Source organism: Micromonospora sp. NPDC127501, from assembly GCF_040302185.1.
Lineage (GTDB): Bacteria > Actinomycetota > Actinomycetes > Mycobacteriales > Micromonosporaceae > Micromonospora.
Genome location: NZ_JBEORJ010000012.1, coordinates 170570 through 193756, shown reverse-complemented (window position 1 = coordinate 193756; position 23187 = coordinate 170570). Strand labels below are relative to the sequence as shown.

Here is a 23187-nt window from a genome sequence, read left to right as displayed (position 1 = left end):
GTCCGCAGGTAGTATCACTCTTCTACAGATGTAGAAGGAGGATCGACATGGTCGACTCACACGCGGTGGTGGTGGGCGCCGGCATCGGCGGGTTGAGCGCGGCGCTCGCCCTGCACCGGCACGGCTGGCGGGTCACCGTGCTGGAGCGCGCCCCCGAAATGCGCGAGGTCGGAGCCGGCCTGAGCCTGATGATCAACGCGGTGCGCGCGCTGGACGCCCTCGGCGTCGGCCCGGCCCTGCGCCGGGGTGGACACGGCGAAGCGCCCGGCGGAATCCGCGACCGGCACGGACGGTGGTTGTCCCGGGTGGACGCCTCGGAGATGATCAAGCAGCTGGGCACCACGGCGCTCGGCGTGCACCGGGCCACGCTGCACCGCACCCTGCGCGAGGCCCTGCCGGCCTCGTCCCTGCACACCAACGCCACAGTGCAGCACGTCGAGTCGGGCCCGGACCGCGCCGAGGTGCGCTATCAGGGGCCGGACGGCTCGCACACCCTCAGCGCCGATCTGGTGGTCGGCGCCGACGGCCTGCGCAGCCGGGTCCGCGCCCAGCTCTGGCCGCACCACCCCGACCCGGTGTACGCCGGTTCGACGACGTGGCGGGCAGCCATCGCGTTTCCCGACCCGCTCCCGGCCGCGATCACCTGGGGGCCGGGGGCCGAGTTCGGCATGGTGCCGATCGGCGACGGCCAGCTCTACTGGTACGGCGCGCTGAACGCCCCGCCCGGCGGCCACGCCCCCGACGAGCTGGCGGCCGTGCGGGAACGCTTCGGCGACTGGCACGACCCCATCCCGGCGCTTCTCGCGGCAACCCCACCCGAGGTCGTGCTGCGCAACGACATCCATTACCTGGCCGAGCCGCTGCCCTCGTACGTGCGGGGCCGGGTGGCGCTGCTCGGCGATGCCGCTCATCCGATGACACCCAACCTCGGGCAGGGCGCCGGGCAGGCGATCGAGGACGCGGTGGTGCTCGGTGCGGTCTGCGCCGGCGGCGCCGAGGGAGTGCCCGCCGCTCTGGCGGCGTACGACGAGCAGCGTCGACCACGCAGTCAGTCCGTTGCCCGCGCCTCCTACGTCGCCGGGCGGTTCGGACAGCAGCTGCACAACCCGATTGCCTTCGCGATGCGGACCATCGCGTTGCGGCTCACCCCGGGCCGGGTCGCCCTGCGCAGCATGGCCCGCTACGCGGACTGGCGTCCGCCGGCGGGCTGAGCCGGCCCGGTGATCCGGCCGGTGGCCAGGGCGGCGTACTCCGCCGAGGCGAGGAACTCGGTCAACACCTCCACGGTGCCCGGCGTCCAGGGACGACCGTCGAGCACCTCGGCACCGGGGACGAAGAGCATCGCCGCGCCCTCGCCGAGCACCACGTCATCCTGCCGGGCCCTGGTGCTGCCGAGGAAGTAGTGCTTCACCCGGGCCAGCTCGGGCAGCGTCTGCACGGCGACCGGGTGCAGTGGCCCGTCGGCCCGCAGGCCGGTCTCCTCCAACAACTCCCGCTCGGCGGTCTGCTCCGGCGTCTCCCCCGGCTCGCCGTGGCCGCCGGGCAGCCCCCACACGTTCGGGTGGTGCGTCGCGTCGCCGTCGCGCAGTTGCAACAGCAGCTGCCCGTCGGGATCTACCAGCAGGACGCACGCGACAATTCTCATCCGACCAGACTACGGCCGGCGAGGAACCGTCATGACCCCAAAGCTCCAGAATAGTCATTCGGGTCGCCGTGGGGACCAATCAAAGGCGACAGCGCGCCGGTACAATCGGCGACTTCGTTGTGACCGATCGCTGACTGCTGATGGTGAAAGCGATCACACACACTGAGCCCATGAACAGGAGAGTCAACCGCGGTAGGGCACTCCGCGTCGCGGTGTGCCTCCTTCTTCTCGCCGCGCTGAGCGGCTGCATGCAACTCAACATGGGGTTGACTGTCAACGCCGACGACACGGTCGACGGGCAGCTCCTGCTGACGGCCCAGAAGTCCGTGCTGAGCGGCCGCAACAAGAACCTCCCGGTCGCCTTCGCGGAGTTGCGGCAGAACATCCCCGCCCTACCGGCGGGCGAGGAGACCCTCTACCAGGACGACACTTTCTACGGCTCCCAGATCAGTTACCGCAAGGCGCCGCTGGCCGGTTTCGACACCGAGAGCGTAAAGCTGGTCAGGGACGGCGATCTGTACCGCTTCACGCTGCCGCTCGATCCCAAGAAATATGGCGGAAAGGTTGCGGAACAGAATCCGCAGAACCAACAGGCGTTCCTCAAGCTCATGTCGTTCGAGATCTCGGTGACATTTCCCGGCCGGGTGATCGACAGCAATGGCACCGTCAACGGCCGTTCGGTCAGTTGGAAGGTCGATCCCAACCAGGAGAAGCCAGCCGAGCTGCGGGCCGTGGCCGAGGCGCCACCGCGAGCGTCCACCTCCCCGGTTGCCGCCGGCGAGGAGGACGACGGCGGATTCCCCTGGCTGCTGGTCGTCGGCGGTGTCCTCCTCCTGCTGCTGCTCGCCGCGGTGGGCGTACTCCTGGTTCGCCGCCGTCACCCCGCGGCGCCGGCTGCGCCCGGTCCGACCCCGCCGCCGGGCCCGCCCGCCGGCGCCCCGGGGCCCGGCTGATCCATCCGGTGGCCGGCTCAGCCGGCCACGCCAGGCCCCGGCCGCCCCCGAAACGATGGCGACCGGCCCCGGTGCTCCCCGCAGGGGCACCGGACCTCACCACCACCACATCCCGGTCGCACCATCGCAGAAGGGGGATCGTCATGAACGATCTCTTCACCTGGGCAGCCCTGGGGACCATCGCCGGCGCGAGCGCCGCCACCCTGCTGGCCACCAACGTCATCGGCGGGCTGATCGGCCCGAGCGGCGACAAGCTCCGCAAGTGGATCGCCATCGCCATCGCGCTGCTGCTGTCCTACGTGACAGCGGCGTTCGCCGACGACGCCGGCGGCGAGAAGTGGGTCATCGCGTTCTTCAACGCGCTGGTCATCTTCTCCGCCGCGCTCGGCGTCAACCAGTTCCCGCCCGGCAACCGACAGGCGACGCCGACCCAGGTCGCGAGCGGTCGCGAGCCCCGAGTCTTCCGTTCCTGGGTCTGAGGGGTGTCGTCATGGTCTTCGGAATTCTCAGCGCAGCCATCCAGGTCGGCTTCGCCGCCCTGCTCGGCTTCCTCGCCGGTGGCTCGATCGGGCTGCTGATCGGCGCCGTCGTGGGCCTGGTGGTCGGCGCGGTCTTCGGCTGGTCGGTCGCCTCCGCCGGGGTGTACGCCTCGGACGCCCGCGGCATCTTCCTCTTCGTCGTCGACCACACCTGGAGCCTGCTCAACACCGTTGTCGGCGCCATCTACCTGACCGTGCACCTGGTCTTCGGGCACTCACTGGACCGGCCAACGTCACTGAACAGCGGTCGGGTATGTGTGGTGGAGGGGGTCTCGCCTCGCTACGCCACCACCATCGGCACCGTCTGCGCCGGCTCCAGCCCCGGCATCCAGCGGCACGAGGACGTGCACATCTTCCAGGGTCGCCTGCTCGGGCCGCTCTACATCCCCCTCGTCCTTGCCAACTACGTCCTGTTCACCATCGCGCCGGTGTGGCTGCTCTACCACGACCACACCAACGCGCCGATCAACCGCTTCACCCGGTACTTCGAGATCGGCGTCTACCCGCACGTGTGGAACGAGGCCATCGCGTACCGGATCCAGGGGACGCCGCCGCGATGACCACCCACGGGCGCGGACCGATCGAGACCGCCACCGCCGAGCTGGTCGCCTGGGTGACCAGCGCGGCGGGGGAACCGGTCCCGGTCGGCCCGCCCCGCGCGTGCGACGACGACGCCGAAGGGCTCACCCTCTGGCCGATGGAGCTGCGCCCGGCCCGGCAGACCCGCTCCAGCGGCGCGGTCCGCGAACCGTACCGGTTCACGGTCCGCCACCTGCTCTGCGTCACCGGTCCGGCCGGGTTGCCCCGGCTGGACCGGGTGCTCACCGCCGCGACCAGCGACGGCAGCTACCCGGTCGTACTGGAGGCCGGTGATCCACCACTGTGGGCGGCGTTCGGTACGGCGCCCCGACCGGCGCTGCTGATCGACGTTGCGGCGCAGGTGGACCATCCGACTCCAGCCGCGCCGCCGGTGCTGCAACCGCTGCGGTTGCGGCAACTCGACGTACGCAGCCTCAGTGGGCGGGTGGTCGGCCCCCAGGAGCAGCCACTGGCCGCGATGCGGGTCGAGCTGCCCGGCACCGGGTCCGCCACCCGCACCGACACCGAGGGTCGGTTCCTGATCGTCGGCGTCCCGCACGACCCCGAGCACCCGGGCCCGGTCCGGCTGCGGCTGACCGGACGCGGGCTCGTCCTCACCGCCGACGTCGACCCCGCCGAGGACGACATCGTCATCGTCTGCGCGCCACCGACCCACTGACACCCACAGGCACAGGAGGACCGATGCCCAGTTACTTCTCCCCCGGCATCTATGTCGAGGAGGTCCCCAGCGGCGCCCGACCGATCGGGCCGGCGAGCACCAGCATCGCCGCCTTCGTCGGCGTCGCCCCGGACCGCTCCGCCCACCTGGGCAAGGCGGTGCCGGTCAACAACTGGACGGAGTTCCTGCGGCTCTTCGCCGGTGGGGAGCGGGTGGAGAGCACCCCGTTGGCCCGGGCGGTCTTCGGCTTCCTCGACAACGGGGGTGCCCGCTGCTGGGTGGTGAACGTCGGCGAGGGCGGCGCGATCACCGGCTCCGGGCAGCGGCGTGGCGGTCTGCAACTGCTGGAGGCCGTCGACGAGATCTCCATCATCGCCGCGCCAGGTTTCCACGACGTGGTGTCCCACGAGGCGCTGCTCAGCATGGCCGAGCGCACCCGCACCATGGTCGCGATCTGCGACCCGGCGCCGGACATCGACGACATCTCCGCGTTGACCCGGGTCGCCACGCCGTCCTCCGGCAAACCCCCCAAGCCCGCCGAGGGTACCGGCGGTGGCGCGGCCGGCGGTCCCGGCGGCGGTCCGGCCCAGCCGGGCGGCTCCGGCGGCCACGAGGGGGCCGCCTACCGGCCGCGACAGTCCGAGTTCGGCGCGTTCTACTACCCCTGGCTACGGGTGCGCGACCCGATCAGCGGGGAGTTGGAACTCACCCCGCCGAGCGGGCACCTGGCCGGCATCTGGGCTCGCACCGACGCCCTGCGGGGGGTGCACAAGGCACCGGCCAACGAGCCGGTGCGCGGCGCCGTCGACCTGGGCTACCTGGTCACCCGACCGGAACACGACGTGCTGAACCCCAAGGGCGTCAACGTGATCCGCTACTTCGCCGGCGAGGGCATCCGCGTCTGGGGCGCCCGTACGCTCGCCGCCGAGGCCAGCGAGTGGCGCTACCTCAACGTCCGACGCCTCAGCATCGCCATCGAGCAGGCCATCGCCAACGGCACCCGGTGGATGGTGTTCGAGCCCAACGACTTCACCCTCTGGCGTTCGATCCGACGCGACATCGGGGCGTTCCTCACCCGGGTGTGGCGCGACGGCGCGCTGCTGGGGCGCAGCCCGGAGGAGGCGTTCTTCGTCAAGTGCGACGAGGAGACCAACCCGCCGGACGTCCGCGACGCGGGCATGGTGATCGCCCACATCGGCATCGCGGTCGTCAAGCCCGCCGAATTCGTGGTGTTCAAGCTGAGCCAGTGGGCCGGCGGCACCGAGACCGAGACGATCGGAGGCTGACATGCCCACCACCGCCACCCCGCAACCCGGGGCCCCGGTCGACCCGTACCGGGCGTACAACTTCCGACTGCTCATCAACGGCGTCACCAACGGCCACTTCACGGAGATGACCGGGTTGGAGGTGAACATCCCCGGGCAGCCGTACCGGGAGCACGGCCTGGGTCGGATGCGGATGGTGCCCGGTCAGGCCGAGTACGAGCCGGTCACGCTGCACTTCGGCCTCACCGCCTCCCGCGAGTTGTGGGACTGGGTGAACGCCACCGCCCAGGGCACCCTCAACCGGCGCAACGTCTCGGTGGTGCTTCTCGACTCGGTCGGTACGGCCGAGGTGCTGCGCTGGAATCTGATCGACGCCTGGCCGACCCGGTGGCGGGGGGCACACCTCAACACCCTCAGCCACGAGATCGCCATCGCCTCGCTGACCCTGCGCTACGAGGGCCTGGAGCTGGAGACCGGCGGTGCCACCGCGCCGACGCCCGCGTAGCTGGCTGGCCGGCCGGCTGCGCTTGGCGGCCGGGGCGGTGCAGCGCCTCGCCGGGCGCGTCGAGCCCGCCGGCCACCCTCCGCCGCCGTCGCAGACACCCGCGGCGACACCACGCCGTTTCGGGGAACCGCCGCGGCACTGGCTGGACCTGGTCGCCGCCCACGCGCCCGGCCTGCTGCACGACCTGGACCTCGACCCGTCCCCGGCCGGCAACGCCCAGGCCGGGGCCCGCAGCGGCGGGCAGGGCGAATCGACCGGTCGGGTCGACGCCGACAGTGCGCCCCCGGTCGCGAACTCCAGGTCCGGCGGGTCCGGCAGGATCGGCGGGCTCGGCAGGACCGGCAGGATCGGCAACGAGGGGGACGTGGGCGGTCCCGGTGCGAACGGAGACAAGAGGCCGACGAGGTCGCGGGCCGAGGGCCGAACCGGCAGGTCCGGCCGTTCGTCACGGGCCTTTGACCCCGACGGTACGGGCGACGGTGCTGCCGGCCCATCCGGCGACCGGACACCTTCGTCGAGCTCGGACGGCACAACCCGGCCGGCCGGATCCACCTGGCCGGACCCCTCGACCCCGCCAACCGGTTCGACCTGGCCGGCGGGACCGGGCGCGGCGGTGCCGCCGGTACGCCGGGCGGCCCGGGGCGACACCACAGCCCTCGACACCACGGCCTCCGACACCACGGCCCTCGACGCGAGCGGGTCGCCCCGGGCGGATGGACCCCGGCAGCCGGTCCGTTCCATGGTCTTCGGGCCGGGCAGTTCGCCGAGCGGCCGCCCGCGCCGGGCGGAGGCCGAAGCAACCCGAACCACCGCACACCCGCCCCTGGACGCACGGTGGTCCGGCGAGGTCGACCACGGCCGTTCCACCGGCTCGTCCCCCGTACGACCCACGGCCGATCGGCTCTCGGGTGATCGCGACGGGTTCCGGGGCGACTCGGACGGTCAACCCTCGCCCAGGGAGGACCAGAGCGGGCACCTGCGTGGAGATGCACCGAGCGCGAGCCGGACGCCACCGGTGGACGCGGTGGTCGTGCACCGCCTTCCGAACCGGCCGAACCCGGGCGGGATCGACGCATCCTGGACCGGCTCGACGGCGACGAGCGCCGGGAACCCGTCGGCCTCTGCGCGCGACGACCTGGATCGTCTCGTGGACGGTGGACCCTGGCTGGCCCTGCCCGGCGAACCGGCACCACACGGGCACCCGGCCGCGCTGCGCGATGCCGGGACGGGAACGGGCGACGGCGGGACGGGAACGGGCGACGGCGGACGGGCGACGGGCATCGACGGGCCGCCGCCCAGCGCGGCGGTGCGGAGCGTCGACCCGTGGCCGGCACTGCCCGACGACACCGCACTGTGGTCCGTCGCCGGCGCGGCGGTGGACACCGCCCAGCTGATCCGACTCGACCGGGAACAGGCGGGTGACTGATGGAACGCGTCGCCTTCCTCATCGACTCCTCAGGCGTTCGGGTGGACTGCCTGCTCAACCCGGAAACCGTCCAGGTGACCCGGCTCGCCGGCGTACGGCAGCGGGGTGCCGGCGGTGGGCAGCTCACCGGGTCCGGTCTGGCCGACGATCCGCTGGTCTTCACCGGCGGGGGCCGTACCGAGCTGGTGTTGGACCTGCTCTTCGACGTCGACTTCGTGGAGGCGCAACTGCGTCCGGCCGACGTCCGGGTGCTCACCCGTCCGCTGTGGATGCTGGCGGAGAATTCCACGGCCGAGCATGGTTGGCTGCGACCGCCGTTGGTCCGGTTGGTCTGGGGCAAGACCTGGAACGTGCCGGGTGTGATCATCGCGGTCGCGGAACGGTTCGACGCGTTCACCGGCACCGGGTCGCCGCGGCGGTCCTGGCTGCGGCTGAAGCTGGTCCGAGCCGCCGAGACGGCCGATCAGGCCGAGGCCGGCTTCGCCGAGGAGTTGGCCGCCGCGAGCACCCCGACCGCCGCGCCGGGCAGCGCGGTGATCGCCGCCGGTGACGGCGCTGCCGAACCGGGTCGCTCCGGTGTGCGTTTCGACCTGCTGGCCAACGACGCGCTGGGCTCGCCGCTGCGCTGGCGGCTGCTGGCCGAACACAACCGGATCACCGATCCCCTCGCCGTGCCGGCCGGCACCACCCTCGCCGTCCCACCGAGCGCCGGCACCGGTTCGGTGAGCGGGTTGGCGCGGACGGTGGCGGGTGCGGTGGCCGCCGGAGCGTCGTGCCTGGGCGCCTCGGTCGCCGGCGCGCCGTGGGACGCGGCCACCGGCCCGACCGCCGCGGCTCCGAGCGCGTCCGGCAGTCCCGGGGGTACGCCATGACCAGCCTCGCGCCCCGGGCGTTGATCGTCCTGCTCGACGGTGTCGAGCTGGTCGGCGCGGCTCGTCAGCGGGTCCGCTCACTGCGGGTGGCGGCCCGGCTCAACCAGCCCACCCAGGCCGAGTTGGTGCTCGCCACCACCGCCGGGACCGGGGCGTTCGATCCGGCGGTACGCCCCGGCACGGCCCTGGAGGTACGGCTCGCCGACCACGCGGACGCCCTGTTCACCGGTGAGGTCACCTGCGTGGAGGTGGAGTACGCCGCCGACGGGGCGGCCGTGTTGCGGCTGCGGGCGTACGACCCGCTGCACCGGCTGCGCAAGCGGCAGGGGTTGCGGGTCTTCACCTCGGTGACCGCCGTCGAGCTGGCCCGGGAGATGTGCGGCGCGGTGGGGCTGACGGTGACCGCCGAGGTCGACGGCCCCCGGTTGGAGCGGCTGCTCCAGCACCGGCACAGCGATCTGGAGCTGCTGCGCGAGGTGGCCGGCCGGGCCGGGCTGCACCTGGCCGCCGACGGTGACGGCGTCCGGCTGGTCACCCTCGCCGGCTACGGGGAGCCGGTCGCGTTGACGCTCGGCGCGGGGGTGCACACCCTGCGGCTGTCCACCAACACCGACCAGGCCAGCGGTGCCAGCGCGGCCCTGGGCTGGCACCCGCAGCGGGCCGAGGTGATCAGCCAGCAGGTCGACGAGGCGCGCTGCGGCCGATCCGCCGACGACCGCCCGGACCCGGCCGACGTGGGTGCCGACGGCGTTCGCACCGCCGTGGACCAGCCCGGCCGCAGCGACGACGAGTTGGCGGCGCTGGCCCAGGCCCGGCTGGACACCCGGGCGGCGGCGCTGGCCACCGCCGAGGGGGTGGCCGAGGGCGATCCGGCGCTACGGCCGGGCCGCCGCGTCGACCTCGGCGGGGTGCCCGACCCGATCGCCGGAACGTACGTGCTGACCGAGGTGGTGCACACCGTGGACGGCAACGGGCACCTGACCCGTTTCTCCACGGTGCCACCGGCCACCCCGGTGACCCCGACCGGCGGGGCGGTGGTCACCCTCGGCAGCGTCACCGACGTCGCCGACCCGGACGGGCTGGGCCGGGTCCGGTTGACCCTGCCGGCGTACGGGGACCTGGACGCCGGCTGGCTCGCCGTGCTCTGCCCCGGGGCCGGGCCGGGCAAGGGTCTGGTGGCGCTGCCCGATCCGGGTGACACCGTGCTGGTGGTGCTGCCCGGCGGCGAGCCGGCCTCGGGCATCGTGCTCGGTTCGCTGTTCGGCGCCGTCGAGCCGTACGACGCGGGCATCGACGACGGAAAGGCCCGCCGCTGGACGATGCGCACCGCCGGCGGGCAGTCGATCGTCGTCGACGACGTGCGGCGCAGCCTACGGCTGGGCACCGAGGGCGGCAGCTTCCTGGAGCTGACCCCCGACCTGGTCACCCTGCACGCGGCGTCCGACCTGGTGATCTCCGCACCCGGCCGGGCCATGGTGGTGCGTGCCCGCAGCGTGGACTTCCTGCACGCCGACTCGACCGAGGACCCGACCACCGCGGCGGAGCAGGCCCGTTCGCTCGCCCGCGCCCACCACGAAGGAGGCGGCTGATGCGCTGGATCCACCGTGACTCCGTGATCACCTGCGATCACGACGGCCGGGTCGAGAACCGACCCTCGCGGCAGTGGGTGACCGTCACCGGTGTGCCCGTGCTCGTCGACGACGACCCGGAGGGACGCACCATCGTCGCCTGCCCGAACTACGGCCCGACCATCAAGCCGTGCACGACGACGCTGACCGTCCGGGTCGGCTACAGCGACTGGGTCCGCGTCGACGGGCACCGGGTGGTGCTGTCGCACCTGGAGGGGTTCACCAACGGCACACCGCCGGGGCTGGTCAGGCACACGGTGCGCGACGCCCGCCAGCAGTTCCTGGGGGCGGACCGATGAGGGCCTTCCGCTTCGTCGGCGCCGGCTTCGACGCCGGCCGCACCGGCGGGTTGGCCCTCACCGCCGCCGGCGGCCTGGCGATGACCGAGGGCGACGAGAGCGTACGGCAGGCGCTGTTCCTGCTCCTGTCGACCACGCCGGGCGAGCGGCTGATGCGACCCGGGTACGGCTCCCGGCTGCACCGGTTGGTCTTCGCGCCCAACGACGACACCACGGCTGGTCTGGCCATCCACTACGTCCGGCAGGCCATCGCCCGTTGGGAGCCCCGGGTCGAGGTGATCGACGTGGACGCCGGGCCGGACCCGGACGACGCGTGGCGGTTGGTGATCCGGTTGGACTACCGGGTGCGGGCCAGCCTGACCCCCGGGCAACTGGTCTTCTCCGTGGACCTGCTCCCGGTCGACGAGCCCGCCCAGGGAGGAGGGTCATGACGCTGCCCGTGCCGCACCTGGACGATCGCGGCTTCCTCGACCTGGTCACCGAGGCCCGGGAACGGATCCGCCAGTCCTGCCCGGCGTGGACCGACCTGTCCGCGCACGACCCCGGCATGGCGCTGGTGGAGACGTTCGCACACCTCACCGAGGTGATGATCTACCGGTTGAACCAGTTGCCGGAGAAGGCGTACGTCTCGTTTCTGAACCTGCTCGGGGTCACCCGGCACGCGCCGACCGCGGCCTGGGCGGACGTCCGGTTCACCCGTACCGGCACCGACCGCGGCGCGGTCCGGATCCCGGCCGGGCTGCGGGTCGCCGCGGCCCGGGGCGCGGACCCTCGGCCGGTCGTGTTCGTCACCACCGAGCCGACGCTGTTGCCCGCTGACGAGACGTCGGTGACGGTACGGATGCACCACTGCGAACCGGTCGAGGCGGAGTTGCTCGGGGTGGGCACCGGCCAGCCGGGGCAGGTGCTGCGCGCGGCGCACGCGCCGCTGACACACACCGCCGAGGCGCTGGACCTGCTGCTCGGGGTGGAGGTGCCGGCCGGCACTGTCGAACTGGGCGCGGCGGCCCGCGAGCACGACGGTCGCACGTTCGAGATCTGGCAGCCGGTGGACAGCTTCGCCGGGCTCGGTCCGCAGGCCAAGGCGTACCTGGTCGACCGCTGCTCCGGCACTGTCATCTTCGCCCCGGCCCTCGACCTGCGGCCCCCCGCCGGGGGGACCCCGCACGGCGAGGCCACGGACGACGCGGCCGCGCCGACGAGCACCGTACCGCCGGTGACCGTCGCGGCGGTGCCGCCGGCCGGACGGCAGATCCGGCTCTGGTACCGCGCCGGTGGCGGACCCACCGGCAACGTGGCGGCGGGCACGCTGACCAGCCTGCGCGATCCACTACCCGGGGTACGCGTGGACAACCCCGCCCCGGCGGCGGGAGGCCGGGAGATGGAGGCGCTGGAGTCGGTGCTGCTGCGCGGCCCGTACGAGTTCTTCGCCCAGCAGCGGGCGGTCACCGCCCGCGACTTCGAGGTCCTCGCGACCAGCTCCGGTGCGGTGGCGCGGGCGCGGGCGTTCACCCGCGCGGCGGTGTACAGCTTCGCCCGGCCGGGCGAGGTCGAGGTGGTGCTGGTGCCGTACGTGCCGGAGGCGGCCCGACCGGGCGGTCGGCTGCCGGTTGCGGTGCTGCGCGAGCACGAGGTGCCCGAGGCGCGCCACCGGGTCGAGGCGGACCTGGAGGAGCGCCGGATGGTCGGCATCCGCTCCCGGGCCACCTGGGCGCGGTTCAAGGCGGTGTCCGTGCGGGCCCGGGTGGTGGTCCGCCGCGAGGAGGACGTGGACGCGGTCCGACGGCGCATCCACGACCGGCTGCACCAGACGTTGAGTCCGCTGCCCACGGCGCTCAACCCGACCGGCTGGCCGTTCGGGGAGCCACTGCGAGCGTCCAACGTGTACCGGCTGCTGGAGCACGCCGAGCCGGGGGTGCGTTACGTCGAGTCGGTGCGGTTCGTGGTCGACGAGGCCCCCGACGCCGAGGTCCGCGCCCTCGCCGTGGACCAGTACCAGCCGCGCACCTGGTATGCCGGGCGAGGCTCGGTGTTGTTCCGCTCCAGCAACGGCGGCGCGGGTTGGGAACCGGCCGGTCGCTTCGACGACGAGACGGTGCTGCGGGTGGCGCCCGCGCCCGCGCCGGTACGACCGGGCATCGTGGCGCGTCCCGGCTCGGTGGCCGTGGTGACGCTGCGCGCCTCGGGCGGCTCCCGGGTGCACCTGAGCACCGACCTGGGCGAGACGTGGTCACTGCTCACCGACCTGGACTCGCGGATCTCCGACGTGGCCTGGCTGGACCGCGACGGCGCGGGCGCGCTGCTGGTGGCCACCGACACCGGCCTGTACGAGGTGTCGCTGCTGCCCGGGGCGGTGCCGTTGCAGATCCTGGTCGACCCGTCGGACGCCGACCGGGGCTTCTACGCGGTCCGCACGTTCGTCTCCGAGCGGGGCGCGCCGGGGGTGGCGGTGGCCGCGCAGGCCAGCTTCGGGGTGTACCTGTCGACCAGCGGCGGCCGACCCGGCAGCTTCAGCCACGTCGGTCTGGCCAACGTGGACAACCGGGTCCTCGCCGTGCAGTACGACGGCCCGGCAACCCTGCTGTGGAGCGGCGCCGGCGAACCGGATCCGAAGAAGCCCGGCCAGGGCTGCCACCGCACCCGGCTGTTCGAGTCCGACGTGAAGTGGCAGTCGATGCAGGCCGGGTGGCTCGGCGGCACCTGCCGGGACCTCGCGTTCACCGGTCAGCAGGCGGTGGCGGCCACGCAGAGCGGCGGGGTGCTGCGGCTGGACACCCTGGCCGCCCAGCCGCAGTGGCAGGCGGTGTCGGTGAACTGCGGGTTGCCGTTGCGGGACCGGACCCGGTTCGTGCCGGTCGACGCCATCGCGGTGAGCGGCCCGACGGCCGCCGGCGCGACAGCCGGCGGCACCAGCGCGGCGGAGCGGTTGATCCTGGCCGGCGGCGAACGCGGCGTGCACCGCAGCGCCGACGCCGTCACCTGGACGCCCAGCGCCAACCAGGCCACCGCCGACGTGGTGACCGTTCCCGATACCTGGCTGCTCTGCTCCGGCGAGCACGACATCGAGGTGGTGCGCCAGGATGCGACGCTCGGCGATTGAACGGCTGCTGCCCGCCGCCTACCAGCGGGCCTGCGTGCCGCGCAGCGTGCTCTGGGCGCTGCTGGACGTGATGGAGGGGCTGCACGCCCCGGACGAGGCGATCCTCGCCGAGGTGGACGCGCTGTTCGACCCGTACCGGGCACCGGACGGGCTGGTCGTGCGGTTGACCCGCTGGGTGGCCATGGACCACGTGGTGGCCTCGCCCCGGCCGGACACCCCGCTGCCGCTGCCGGTGGGTCGGCTGCGTGACCTGGTGGCCAACGCCGCCCTGCTGGCCCGCTGGCGCGGCACCCCCTACGGAATGCGCCGAGCCCTGGAACTGGCCACCGGGATGTCGGGCTTCGTCATCGACGAGCCCGCCGAGCGGGCCTTCCACGTCGTGGTGCGGGTGCCGGTCGCCGCCGCCGGTCAGCTCGCCGTGATCACCCGCATCGTCGAGGCGGAGAAACCCGCCTCGGCCACTGTCGAGATCGTCCTGGAAGAGGAGTCGTCATGACCACCGAGTGGGCGGTCGTCGCCGCCGCCGAGCAGTTCACCCTCGACCCGCGCAACAGCGGCGAGCTGACCTTCACCGTCTCCAACCCGGGCAACGCGCCAGACACCGTGGTGTTCGACGTGGCACCCGGTGACGGCTCCCAGCGGGCGTGGTTCACCGTCGCCGAACCCCAACGGGTGGTACCCGGCCAGGGCTCGGTGTCGTTCCTGGTCAAGCTCGCCGTGCCGGCCGGCACCCCGGCCCGCCGCTACGACATGACCGGGTTCGCGTACTCGGCGAACACCGCGCCGGAGGAGAGCTCCCGCTCCAGCGGCCGGGTCACGTACGAGGTGCGGGCGGTCGCGCCGCCACGGCGTACCCCGTGGTTGTGGATCGCCGCCGCCGCGGCGTTGGTGCTGGTGGTGGTCGCCGTGGGGGTGGTGTTGCTGACCCGCGACGGCGAGCCGGCACCGGGCGAGCCGCGGGTGGTCACCGTCGAGGCGGAGAGCCTGGTGCCGGGCGCGGTGGTGGACTCCCCGAAGAAGAGCGGGGCGAAGGTGGAGGCCCAACCCAACTGTTGCGGGGTGACCTGGTCCGGCGACAAGCAGTTGTTCTTCCAGGGGCTGGCCATCGGCGACAAGGTCACCGTGACGGTGCAGATCCCGGCCGACGGCACCTGGCGTTTCGCCGCGGTGCGCACCACCTCCTTCGACTACGCCAACACCGTCTTCGCCATCGACGGCAACCAGGTCGGCGGCACGTTCCTCGGCTTCACGCCGACGGTGCGGAAGACGGAGTTCCTGGACGTCGGCACGGTCCGGCTCACCAAGGGCCCGCACCAGGTCACGCTGCTGGTGGTCGGCAAGACGCAGGGCACGAACCGCTACTTCGCGGGCGTCGACGAGATCCGGTTCACCGAGATCGTGGCGCAGGCCGTGGCGCGATGAGTGGTCGGCAGAAGGCGCTGCTGGGGTTGCTCGCCGTCCTGCTGGTGGCGCTGTTCGTGGTCGCGGTCGGCGCGGGCCGTGACGACCGGGGTGATCCGGGGGCCCGGCACGGGTTCGTCGACCGGTTGGGCGCGCTGGGCGGCGAGCGTTCCGCTGTGGATCCGGCGACGGTCAGCGCCGACTGCGCCGACGCGGTGGGCCGGTTGGAGTTCACCGGCAGCTGCGTGGTGCGGGTCGCGGACCCGGGCGGGCTGCGCACCCTGGTGCTGCGCAGCGCGGCGCGGTTCACTGTCGTCGCCCCGGCACCCGGCGACGCCGACCTCACCATCCGCGACGAGGTCGAGCCGGCGGCGGACGGCACCGGTGCGGTGGCGAAGATCGCCGTCGATCAGGCCACCGAGGTGGGCCTGGTCTGTCCCGGCCTGGGCGGTTGCACGGTCGCCGTGGCCACCTCCTGACCCGACCTGGACTGAGAGGAAGGTACCGCCGTGGGTGATCTCCGCAAGCCGTTCCTGCTGCTGGCCATGCTCGCCATCGTCCTGGCGATCGGGGTGGAACTCGGTGCCGGGATGCTGCTCGGCGGCGCCGACGCCGGTGCGGCCCTCGCGGACAGCGCCGGCGCACTGGACGTGGAGATCGACGACGTGTCCGGTGTCAGCGAACCGTCCGGCCGGGGCACCGGCTACCTGGCGTTGATCGACGCGGTGGCGGTCTGGAGCACCGGGCTGTTCTGCCTGGGCCTGCTGCTGCCCGAGCGTGTCCAGGGTCGGGTGCAGGGCGTCGCCAGCCTGATCTTCTCGATCATCCTGATCATCGTCGCGCTGGTCGCGCTGGTCGTCGCGTTCGTCGAGCTGTCCATCATGGTGTCGCTGTTCCTGGCCGTCCCGTTCGGCACCCTGGCGTACCTGGCGCTGTGGGGGTTCTTTCCGGTCGGCGAGGCGGCGGTGCTGCTCGGGTTGGTGCTGCTGCTCAAGCTGGTGTGGGCCGGGATGCTGGTGCTGGCCCAGCCGCGCTTCCTGCAGAACAAGGGCCTCGTCCTGCTGATCCTCACCACCCTGCTGTGCACTGTCGTGCTGGAGTTCCTGCACAACCTGGTGCCGGTGATCCTGGTCAGCATCGTCGACGACGTGGCGGCGCTGGTGTTCGCGATCATCGCGATCATCTGGGGGCTGGTGCTGTTGATCGGCTCCATCCCGGCGATCGTCAAGGCCGTCCGCGTCACCGCAGCCCTCCCCGCCCGTTGACGTTTGCGGGATCGGCAGCGCCCGGGTGGATTGTCTGTGACCCTGACGGCGTGGACAGGACGCCGGGGCGCGACGCCGTCGAGCTGCGAGTACACGGCATCTCCGGAGTCACCGCCGAACGCATCCTCGACCACCCGATGGTGGTCCGGGTCGCCGGAGACACGCACGCCGGCTTCTTCCGGCCCCGGCCGGGCAGCGGCACCGCCGGCGGCGCCACCGACGACGTTGCCGTCGAGGCGTACCGCTGGGGTTCGTTGACCGCCGGCGCGGCGGTCCGGACGGCCTCGATGTTGCTGCTACTGCCCTTCATGCTGAGCAACCTGGCGATCTGGCTCCGGCCACCGGGGCGCGACCGGTGGGGGCTGCTCGGCGCGCTGTGCCGGTTGCTCGCCGGCACCCTGACGGCCACGTTCATGCTGGCGGCGGTGGGCGTCACCCTGGACCTGGTCGGCTGGCAGTGCGTGCCGTACCCCGGGTGCCGGGCCAGCCGCCCCTACCTGGCCTGGCTGCACACCCTCCCGACCGGGCCCCGGCTGGCCCTGCTGTCGATCGTTCCGCTGCTGGCGCTGCGGGTCGTCTGGGCCATCGGCACCCGGTCGGCACGGGCCTTCGAGGGGTTCGGCCCGTCGTCGGCGCAACACCGGCCCGGCGACCGGACCGCCAGCCTCACCGACGCCGACTTCTGGCAGGACGAGCAGACCACCGGTTGGCTGCGCCAGCTGCACGTGGTGCTCGGCGTCGGGACGCTGAACGTCGCACTGCTCGCCGGCATCTCACCGGGTGGGGTGGGCGCGCCCGGTCACGGCCTCCTGTTCGGGATCGCCGTCGGGCTGCTCGTGGTCGAGGTGGTCCTGCTCGCCCTGCCCGTGCCGGCCAGCCCGGCGGCGGCCCGACGGTTCCTGCGCCCCCTCTGGGCGGTCACCGTCGTGGTGACCGTGTGCTGCCTCGGCACCGCCACACTCGCGGACCCGGCACCGGCCGGCTTGGGCAAGCTGCCCGGGTACGAGGGCGCCGCCGCCGGGGTGGTCGCCACGCAGGGCGTCCTGCTCGTCGTGCTCACCGTCGTCACGTACACCCGCCAGCGCGCCGCCCGCGGCGACGAGCGTCCCTTCCTGCGCGGGCTCGGCACCCCGATCATGGCGGCGGCGGCGGTGAGCGTCGGCGCCGCCTTCACCGCGACACTGGTCTACCGCGTCGCGGACGTCCTCGACCACGGCGACATCCCCGATCCGATCCGGCCCAACCCGCCGATCGTCGGCCCGCTGGAACCGCCGGTGGCCTACTGGTGGGCGGCGCTCGCCGGGCTCGCCGCGCTGCTGATCGGCGCGGCGGTGACCTCGGCCACCCTCCTGCTGACCCGCCGGCGGCGACGGAGACTGGCGGCGCGGATCATCGAACGGGACTACCCCGACGTGCCGGCGCAGGACGCGCACCGGCTGCGCCTGGTCCGGGAGACCATCGCCCGGTCCCGGATCACCGAGGAGCTGGGCCCGGTGCTGATCGCGTTCCTGGCGATCGCGTCGCTCGGTCTGGTCACCGTCGCCTTCGACGTGATCGGGATCGGTCCCACCCAGCTCGCGGACCGCCTCGGCGGGCACGGTGGCGCGGCCGCCGCGCTCGCCGCCTACGTCACCGACGCCGGTGTCTGGGTGATCAGCCTGCTGGTGATCTGCCTCATGATCCTCGGTTTCCGCGCGTACCGGTCGGCCCAGACCCGGCGGGTGGTGGCGGTGCTGTGGGACCTTGGCACGTTCTGGCCCCGCACGGTCCACCCGTTCGCGCCGCCCTGCTACGCGGCCCGCGCCGTCCCGGAGCTGGCCAAACGGGTCACCGGGTTGACCGCGCGGGGACCGGTGGTCATCTCCGGGCACAGCCACGGCTCGGTGCTCGCCGTGGCCACCATTCTGCAACTACCGCCGTCGGTGCTGGCCCGGGTCTCGCTGTTGACCTACGGCTCACCGCTGCAACGCACCTACGCGCGGCTCTACCCGGCGTACCTCGGGCCACGGACGCTGCGCGACGTGGGCGGGCGGATCGGGTGGCGGTGGCGCAACCTGTGGCGCGACACCGACCCGATCGGCGGGCCGATCTTCCCTGCCGGCCCGGACGGCCCACCGCCCGGCGCCACCCCGCCTGGCGGTGTCGACATCCGACTGCGTGACCCCCGCAGCCTGACCATCGACCCGGCGGACACCGTACCGCCACCGATCGAAGGGCACTGGCCGTACCACACCCAGGCCGCGTACCAGGTGGCCATCCGTGAGCTGACCGACCGATCCGGCTGACCACCGGGCCCACGTGGCTTCACGGCACCGTCGCGACCAGGGCGGCGACACCATCCCGGTCGAGGGTCCCGTCGGCCACCCACACCAGGTACCGGCCGTGCCGGCTCCCACCGACCGGCACCACCGCCGGGCGGTCGAACGCGAACGCCACACAGACCCCCGGATACATCCCGGTCCGCACGAACCACCGGTCGTGGTGGCCGAGGCCCGCGAAGACCAGGGTGTACGCCCCGCCGCCCGACCCGACGCCGGTCAGCGCGAGCCACGGCGCCGCGCTGCCGTTGACCGTCTCCTCTCCGGCCGCGTCGGCGGTGAACACGGCCGGTTCGCCGTCGGCGGCGGCCCGCCAGAAGAACCCGCCGTAGCCGGCCCCGCCCGGGCGGCCGTTGGTGGCCGGGCTGCCCAGCCGGATCTCCCGGTCGTCCGGGGCGACGAGAACGGACTCCACATCGAGCCGCCAGGCGTCCGGCGCGACCACCGACGCGGCGAGCCACCTTCGCTCGGTCAGCAGCACTCCGCCGGCCCGGTCGCGCCACTGGAGATCGTGCGCGTACCGGCCCGGGGACCGTTCGACCTCGCCGGTGTGCGCGATGACGCCGTGGTCGTCCCGCCAGGTGTAGCCGACGTCGCGGACGTACGTACGCCCGCCCCAGAGGTTGCTGCCGTCGACGTCCTGCACCGCGAGGGACGCGCCGAGGTGCCACACGTGGTCGGCGGGAAGCGCGTCGGTGACCACAGTTCCGCCGAGCGTGCGTACCGGGTGCAGGTACGGTCGGGGCCCGTGTCGCGCGTCCAGCGCCGGGTCGAGCACGTACTCGGCCACCTCCGTGGCCCCGGCCGTCAGCCGCACCGGCTCCCCGCTCACGGCATCTCCCGGCGGCCGGCGACGGCGACCGGGGCCGGCCGGCGGACGGTGACGGCGTGCAGGGCGGCCACTGTGTAGCCGGCGAGGATCGGCACCGCGACCGGGGTGACCAGGACGGTGAGCAGCCCGGCCAGCGCGACGACCCCGGTGAGCGCCGCCCAACGGGTGGGCGCGTCGAGGCAGGCGCGGGCGGCGGCACGGGCCGAGGCCCGCCACTGCCCGCCCTCGTTGCCGCCCACCTCGACGACGACCAGCCCGGCGTAGCCGGCCAGGCCGGCCGCGATCAGCGCCGTCACGAGCAGCGCAGCCGGGCCGCCCGGCACCCGGCCGGTGGCCAGCGCCGCCAGGTCGGCGACGAGCAGCGCGGCGCCGGCGAGCGCGAGCAGGCTGACCGGCACACCGGGCAGCACCGCACGGCCGAACCGGCGCAGTGTCGTGCGCGCCGACGGCCAACTGCCGGTACGCGTCCAGTCGTGCACCGCCGCGCTGGCCGTGCCCGCGGCCGCGGCGGCGGTGAGCAGGGGCATCGCCGCGAGGGTCAACAGGATGCCCAGCAGTGCCAGGTCGGCGGCGTCGCGGGCGACGTCGCGCCAGTCCCGCCGCCCGCCGGTGTCGGCGGGTTCAGCCCTTGATACCACTGGTGTTGATCCCCTCGACGAGCATCCGCTGGAACGCGACGAAGAACAGGAAGACCGGCAGCAGCGACAGCACCGACATGGCGAACATCGGGCCGACCGCGCTCTGGCTGGTCGAGTCGATGAACAGGGTCAGCGCGACCGGAACGGTGTAGTCCTCCAGTTGGGACAGGAAGACCAGTTGGCGGAAGAAGTCGTTCCAGGTCCAGATGAACGAGAAGATCGCCGTGGTGACCAGCGCCGGGCGGCTCAACGGCAGGATGATGTGCCGGAAGATGCCGAACGGGCCGGCGCCGTCGATGCGGGCCGCCTCGTCCAGCTCCCGGGGGACGCCCCGCATGAACTGCACCATGAGGAAGACGAAGAACGCCTCGGTGGCCAGGAACTGCGGGATGAGCAGCGGCAGGTAGGGCCAGTCACCGCCGACCAGCCCGAGCGTGCGGAACAGGATGTACTGCGGAACGATCAGCACGTGCTGGGGCAGCAGCAGTGTGCCGATCATGACGGCGAACCACATGCCGCGCAGCCGGAACCGCAGCCGGGCGAAGGCGTACGCGGCCAGCAGGCAGGAGAGCCCGTTGCCGATGACGGTGAGCAGGCTGACCATGGCGCTGTTGAGGAAGAACCGGCCGAAGCTGACGTCGAAGTTGGACCACCCGGTGGTGTAGTTGCCCGGGGTGAAACGCTCGGGCAGCAGCCCGACGTTGTTGACGATCTCCTCCTGGGACTTCAGCGAGGTGCCCACCATCCAGATCAGCGGGTAGAGCACGACGACGACGATCGCCACCAGGATCACCAGCCGCAGCACGGGCCGTCCGCCGGGTCGTCGGCGCGCGGTCGGCGGCGCTGCGGTCGTCGGGGTCACCGTCACCATCACCGGTCCTCCCCGTCGGAGTAGTGCACCCAGAACCGTCCGGTGCTGAAGAAGATCGCGGTGATGACCGCGATGGCGAGCAGGAACACCCAGGCCATCGCCGAGGCGTAGCCCATGTTGAGGTCGGTGAAGCCGGTGATGTAGAGGTTCAGCGTGTACATCAGGGTGGAGTCGACCGGGCCGCCGGTGCCGTTGCTGAGCACGAACGCGGCGGTGAAGCCCTGGAAGCCGTTGATGGTCTCCAGTACCAGGTTGAAGAAGATGACCGGGGAGAGCATCGGCAGGGTGACGTTGCGGAACTGACGGAACCGGCCGGCCCCGTCGACCGACGCGGCCTCGTACAGCTCGGTGGGCACCTGCTTGAGCCCGGCCAGGAAGATCACCATCGGTGCGCCGAACTGCCAGATGGCCAGCACCATCAGTGTTTCGAGGGCCCAGTCGGGGTCGTTCACCCACGGTTTGCCGGTGATGCCGAAGAGGCTCAGCAGCGAGTTGAACGCGCCGTCGCGGTTGAACATGTTCACCCAGACGATGGCCAGCGCGACGCTGCCGCCGAGCAGCGACGGCAGATAGAACAACCCGCGGAACAGCCCGACGCCGCGCCAGGCGCGGTTGAGCAGCAGCGCCACGCCGAGCGCCGCGGCCAGCTTCAGCGGTACGGCGATCAGCGCGAAGGTCAGTGTGACCCGCACCGCGTGCCAGTACGACGGGTCGGCGGTGAACATGCGTTCGTAGTTGGCCAGCCCCACCCACTCCACCTCGGAGAACGGGGTGAGGATGTCGTAGTTGGTGAAGCTCAGGTAGAGCGACAGCAGCATGGGGATTGCCGTGACACCCATCAGGCCGATGAGCCACGGCGACAGGAAGACGTACCCCGCCAGACCTTCGCTGTGCCGGAAGCGTCCGGGCCCACGCCTGTCAGCGTGGGCCCGGTCGGATCCGGGGCCGCGTCGGGTCGGGTCGGGTGCCGTGGTCAACGCCACGAACAGCTCCTCTCCTCGCCTTGACGGCGTCAGGCGATGGCGGACTTGCACGCCTCGATGAACTGGGCGGCGGCCTCGGCGGGGGTGGCCCGGCCGTACTGCGCGTTCTCGGCGGCCTTGATCAGCTCGGACTTCACCTTGCTGTGGCCCTTGATCGGCACCTGCGGTGACTTGCCGAACTTCTGGGTCAGCTCCGCCTCGACGGCGATGGACTGCTTCATGGCCGGGTCGGTGGTGTCGTCGCTGACCACGCGGCGCAGGTCCAGGTTGGACGGCAGACCGCGGTCGGTGCCGAGCAGCTTGACCGCCTCCTGGTCGTTGTTCAGGAAGTTGATCACGTCGACCGCGACGTCCTTGTTCTTGCTGCCCTTGAACACCGACCAGTACATCGAGGCACGGGCCCACTGCGCGCTCGGATCACCGGGGTACGCGATCACGCCCAGCTCGTCCTTGGTGTTCTTCTTCAGGTCCGGCATCTGGTTGGCCCAGACCCAGGAGGTCGCCGACTTGCCGGTGACCACCAGCTGCTTGGTGACGTCGCTGGAGTTGCCCTCGTGGATGACGTCGGCGCTCGGGGTGGCCTTGCGGTCCCGGGCGCCCTTCCACAGGTCGAACCACTTGGTCACGTCCTCGGCGGTGAAGCCCAGCTCCTTGCCCTTGTAGAGGTCCTTGCCCTGTTGGCGCAGCCAGACCCAGAACGCCTTGTAGTCGGCGCTCGGGTCCTGGGTGCCGGGCACCTTGGTCTTGGCGGTGACCTGCTCGGCCCAGGCGATGTGCTCCTCCCAGGTCATCCCGGTGGTCGGCTCGGGCAGGTTGTGCTTGGTCAACAGGCTCTTGTTGTAGACCAGGCCCTGGGTGTTCTCCCCGGCGGCCAGACCGGCGAGCTTGCCGTCGACCACGCCGTACTGCCAGAGGCTCTCAGGGAACTTGGAGGTGTCCAGCTTCCCGGACTTCTGGTACGAGGTCAGGTCGAGCGTGGTGTTACGGGCCGCGTACTCGGCGAGGTAGTTGTCGTCGATCTGGAACAGGTCCGGCGGATTGCCGCCGGCGGTGAGCGTGGCCAGCTTGTCGAAGTAGCCCTGGTTGGCCTGCCAGGTCTTCTCGAAGGTCACGTTCGGGTGCTTCCTGGTGTAGAGAGCCAGGGCGTCCTCGGTCAGCTTGGCCCGGGCGTCGCCGCCCCACCAGAAGACGGAGAGCTTCACCGGCGCGTTCGGGTCGGCGGCGCCGCCGCTGTCGTCTCCGCAGGCGGCAGCACCGAACATCAGTGGTGCGGCGACCGTCACGGCGAGCAGGCCACGCAGCAGGCGCCGCCGGGGCAGCGGGGTACGGTGGGCGCGCCCGACGGGCGCGTCAGTGGTGGGGGGCGTTGCGGGGTGCATGTGCGCTCAC

Annotated in this window: 24 protein-coding genes; 18 read left to right on the top strand and 6 right to left on the bottom strand. The window is 72.5% G+C overall.

Going from position 1 to position 23187, the window contains the following annotated elements:
- Positions 1–47 precede the first annotated feature (47 nt).
- Positions 48–1211, top strand: coding sequence for an FAD-dependent oxidoreductase (locus ABTW72_RS25715; RefSeq protein WP_350862561.1), 1164 nt, complete (start codon positions 48–50; stop codon positions 1209–1211).
- On the opposite strand, the gene ABTW72_RS25710 is transcribed toward ABTW72_RS25715, so the two are convergent.
- Positions 1181–1645 carry an NUDIX hydrolase gene (locus tag ABTW72_RS25710; protein WP_350862558.1) on the bottom strand — a complete coding sequence of 155 codons (465 nt, stop codon included), beginning with the start codon at positions 1643–1645 and terminating at the stop codon, positions 1181–1183. The two genes, ABTW72_RS25715 and ABTW72_RS25710, sit on opposite strands and share 31 nt — an antisense overlap.
- A gap of 170 nt (positions 1646–1815) precedes the next feature.
- Between ABTW72_RS25710 and ABTW72_RS25705 the strand changes: the two genes are divergently transcribed.
- From ABTW72_RS25705 to ABTW72_RS25625, 17 genes are all read left to right on the top strand, one after another.
- Complete coding sequence (locus ABTW72_RS25705) at positions 1816–2598, top strand: LppM family (lipo)protein (protein WP_350862556.1); 783 nt, start codon at positions 1816–1818, stop codon at positions 2596–2598.
- A gap of 143 nt (positions 2599–2741) precedes the next feature.
- Complete coding sequence (locus ABTW72_RS25700; protein WP_030327513.1) at positions 2742–3077, top strand: hypothetical protein; 336 nt, start codon at positions 2742–2744, stop codon at positions 3075–3077.
- A gap of 11 nt (positions 3078–3088) precedes the next feature.
- Positions 3089–3697 (top strand): glycine zipper family protein, encoded by a 609-nt coding sequence (locus tag ABTW72_RS25695; protein ID WP_350862553.1) that lies wholly within the window; start codon positions 3089–3091, stop codon positions 3695–3697.
- Complete coding sequence (locus ABTW72_RS25690) at positions 3694–4395, top strand: carboxypeptidase-like regulatory domain-containing protein (RefSeq protein WP_350862550.1); 702 nt, start codon at positions 3694–3696, stop codon at positions 4393–4395. The genes ABTW72_RS25695 and ABTW72_RS25690 overlap by 4 nt, the downstream gene beginning before the upstream one ends.
- Before the next feature lie 23 nt (positions 4396–4418).
- Positions 4419–5681: a phage tail sheath family protein gene (locus ABTW72_RS25685; RefSeq protein WP_124815285.1), complete on the top strand. Its 1263-nt coding sequence runs from the start codon at positions 4419–4421 to the stop codon at positions 5679–5681.
- 1 nt (position 5682) lies between these two features.
- Complete coding sequence (locus tag ABTW72_RS25680) at positions 5683–6165, top strand: phage tail protein (RefSeq protein WP_030327509.1); 483 nt, start codon at positions 5683–5685, stop codon at positions 6163–6165.
- Between the two features lie 1147 nt (positions 6166–7312).
- Complete coding sequence (locus tag ABTW72_RS25675) at positions 7313–7591, top strand: hypothetical protein (RefSeq protein WP_350862547.1); 279 nt, start codon at positions 7313–7315, stop codon at positions 7589–7591.
- Positions 7591–8463: a CIS tube protein gene (locus tag ABTW72_RS25670; protein WP_350862545.1), complete on the top strand. Its 873-nt coding sequence runs from the start codon at positions 7591–7593 to the stop codon at positions 8461–8463. The genes ABTW72_RS25675 and ABTW72_RS25670 overlap by 1 nt, the downstream gene beginning before the upstream one ends.
- On the top strand, positions 8460–10052 hold the full coding sequence (locus ABTW72_RS25665; protein ID WP_350862543.1) for a contractile injection system protein, VgrG/Pvc8 family: 1593 nt from the start codon (positions 8460–8462) through the stop codon (positions 10050–10052). Before ABTW72_RS25670 ends, ABTW72_RS25665 begins: the two co-directional genes overlap by 4 nt.
- A complete protein-coding gene (locus ABTW72_RS25660) occupies positions 10052–10390 on the top strand; it encodes a hypothetical protein (RefSeq protein ID WP_350862541.1) in 339 nt (112 codons plus the stop codon). The genes ABTW72_RS25665 and ABTW72_RS25660 overlap by 1 nt, the downstream gene beginning before the upstream one ends.
- Positions 10387–10821: a GPW/gp25 family protein gene (locus ABTW72_RS25655; RefSeq protein ID WP_350862539.1), complete on the top strand. Its 435-nt coding sequence runs from the start codon at positions 10387–10389 to the stop codon at positions 10819–10821. The genes ABTW72_RS25660 and ABTW72_RS25655 overlap by 4 nt, the downstream gene beginning before the upstream one ends.
- Positions 10818–13490 carry a putative baseplate assembly protein gene (locus ABTW72_RS25650; protein WP_350862537.1) on the top strand — a complete coding sequence of 891 codons (2673 nt, stop codon included), beginning with the start codon at positions 10818–10820 and terminating at the stop codon, positions 13488–13490. The genes ABTW72_RS25655 and ABTW72_RS25650 overlap by 4 nt, the downstream gene beginning before the upstream one ends.
- Positions 13471–13986, top strand: a complete 516-nt coding sequence (locus ABTW72_RS25645) for a phage tail protein (RefSeq protein ID WP_350862535.1) — start codon at positions 13471–13473, stop codon at positions 13984–13986. The genes ABTW72_RS25650 and ABTW72_RS25645 overlap by 20 nt, the downstream gene beginning before the upstream one ends.
- On the top strand, positions 13983–14912 hold the full coding sequence (locus tag ABTW72_RS25640; RefSeq protein ID WP_350862533.1) for a carbohydrate-binding protein: 930 nt from the start codon (positions 13983–13985) through the stop codon (positions 14910–14912). Before ABTW72_RS25645 ends, ABTW72_RS25640 begins: the two co-directional genes overlap by 4 nt.
- On the top strand, positions 14909–15370 hold the full coding sequence (locus ABTW72_RS25635; RefSeq protein ID WP_350862532.1) for a hypothetical protein: 462 nt from the start codon (positions 14909–14911) through the stop codon (positions 15368–15370). The genes ABTW72_RS25640 and ABTW72_RS25635 overlap by 4 nt, the downstream gene beginning before the upstream one ends.
- Before the next feature lie 30 nt (positions 15371–15400).
- Positions 15401–16156, top strand: a complete 756-nt coding sequence (locus tag ABTW72_RS25630) for a hypothetical protein (protein ID WP_350862530.1) — start codon at positions 15401–15403, stop codon at positions 16154–16156.
- Between the two features lie 50 nt (positions 16157–16206).
- Positions 16207–18441 carry a hypothetical protein gene (locus tag ABTW72_RS25625; RefSeq protein WP_350862528.1) on the top strand — a complete coding sequence of 745 codons (2235 nt, stop codon included), beginning with the start codon at positions 16207–16209 and terminating at the stop codon, positions 18439–18441.
- 19 nt (positions 18442–18460) lie between these two features.
- On the opposite strand, the gene ABTW72_RS25620 is transcribed toward ABTW72_RS25625, so the two are convergent.
- The 5 genes from ABTW72_RS25620 to ABTW72_RS25600 are packed head-to-tail and all read right to left on the bottom strand — an operon-like array spanning position 18461 to position 23177.
- Complete coding sequence (locus ABTW72_RS25620; protein WP_350862526.1) at positions 18461–19306, bottom strand: DUF6807 domain-containing protein; 846 nt, start codon at positions 19304–19306, stop codon at positions 18461–18463.
- The gene (locus ABTW72_RS25615; protein ID WP_350862524.1) at positions 19303–19944 is read right to left on the bottom strand and encodes a hypothetical protein; all 642 of its coding nucleotides are present in this window, start codon (positions 19942–19944) and stop codon (positions 19303–19305) included. Before ABTW72_RS25615 ends, ABTW72_RS25620 begins: the two co-directional genes overlap by 4 nt.
- On the bottom strand, positions 19928–20815 hold the full coding sequence (locus ABTW72_RS25610; protein ID WP_350862522.1) for a carbohydrate ABC transporter permease: 888 nt from the start codon (positions 20813–20815) through the stop codon (positions 19928–19930). The genes ABTW72_RS25615 and ABTW72_RS25610 overlap by 17 nt, the downstream gene beginning before the upstream one ends.
- Positions 20815–21798: a carbohydrate ABC transporter permease gene (locus ABTW72_RS25605; RefSeq protein ID WP_350862520.1), complete on the bottom strand. Its 984-nt coding sequence runs from the start codon at positions 21796–21798 to the stop codon at positions 20815–20817. The genes ABTW72_RS25610 and ABTW72_RS25605 overlap by 1 nt, the downstream gene beginning before the upstream one ends.
- 29 nt (positions 21799–21827) lie before the next feature.
- Positions 21828–23177 carry an ABC transporter substrate-binding protein gene (locus tag ABTW72_RS25600; protein ID WP_350862518.1) on the bottom strand — a complete coding sequence of 450 codons (1350 nt, stop codon included), beginning with the start codon at positions 23175–23177 and terminating at the stop codon, positions 21828–21830.
- Positions 23178–23187 lie beyond the last annotated feature (10 nt).

Bases quoted from the DNA above. Each gene is read 5' to 3' on its own strand.
- ABTW72_RS25715 (WP_350862561.1), top strand. From the start codon at position 48: ATGGTCGACTCACACGCGGTGGTGGTGGGCGCCGGCATCGGCGGGTTG.
- ABTW72_RS25705 (WP_350862556.1), top strand. From the start codon at position 1,816: ATGAACAGGAGAGTCAACCGCGGTAGGGCACTCCGCGTCGCGGTGTGC.
- ABTW72_RS25655 (WP_350862539.1), top strand. From the start codon at position 10,387: ATGAGGGCCTTCCGCTTCGTCGGCGCCGGCTTCGACGCCGGCCGCACC.
- ABTW72_RS25680 (WP_030327509.1), top strand. From the start codon at position 5,683: ATGCCCACCACCGCCACCCCGCAACCCGGGGCCCCGGTCGACCCGTAC.
- ABTW72_RS25635 (WP_350862532.1), top strand. From the start codon at position 14,909: ATGAGTGGTCGGCAGAAGGCGCTGCTGGGGTTGCTCGCCGTCCTGCTG.
- ABTW72_RS25640 (WP_350862533.1), top strand. From the start codon at position 13,983: ATGACCACCGAGTGGGCGGTCGTCGCCGCCGCCGAGCAGTTCACCCTC.
- ABTW72_RS25645 (WP_350862535.1), top strand. From the start codon at position 13,471: ATGCGACGCTCGGCGATTGAACGGCTGCTGCCCGCCGCCTACCAGCGG.
- ABTW72_RS25600 (WP_350862518.1), bottom strand. From the start codon at position 23,177: ATGCACCCCGCAACGCCCCCCACCACTGACGCGCCCGTCGGGCGCGCC.
- ABTW72_RS25700 (WP_030327513.1), top strand. From the start codon at position 2,742: ATGAACGATCTCTTCACCTGGGCAGCCCTGGGGACCATCGCCGGCGCG.
- ABTW72_RS25670 (WP_350862545.1), top strand. From the start codon at position 7,591: ATGGAACGCGTCGCCTTCCTCATCGACTCCTCAGGCGTTCGGGTGGAC.
- ABTW72_RS25660 (WP_350862541.1), top strand. From the start codon at position 10,052: ATGCGCTGGATCCACCGTGACTCCGTGATCACCTGCGATCACGACGGC.
- ABTW72_RS25665 (WP_350862543.1), top strand. From the start codon at position 8,460: ATGACCAGCCTCGCGCCCCGGGCGTTGATCGTCCTGCTCGACGGTGTC.
- ABTW72_RS25695 (WP_350862553.1), top strand. From the start codon at position 3,089: ATGGTCTTCGGAATTCTCAGCGCAGCCATCCAGGTCGGCTTCGCCGCC.
- ABTW72_RS25610 (WP_350862522.1), bottom strand. From the start codon at position 20,815: ATGGTGACGGTGACCCCGACGACCGCAGCGCCGCCGACCGCGCGCCGA.
- ABTW72_RS25685 (WP_124815285.1), top strand. From the start codon at position 4,419: ATGCCCAGTTACTTCTCCCCCGGCATCTATGTCGAGGAGGTCCCCAGC.
- ABTW72_RS25690 (WP_350862550.1), top strand. From the start codon at position 3,694: ATGACCACCCACGGGCGCGGACCGATCGAGACCGCCACCGCCGAGCTG.
- ABTW72_RS25710 (WP_350862558.1), bottom strand. From the start codon at position 1,645: ATGAGAATTGTCGCGTGCGTCCTGCTGGTAGATCCCGACGGGCAGCTG.
- ABTW72_RS25650 (WP_350862537.1), top strand. From the start codon at position 10,818: ATGACGCTGCCCGTGCCGCACCTGGACGATCGCGGCTTCCTCGACCTG.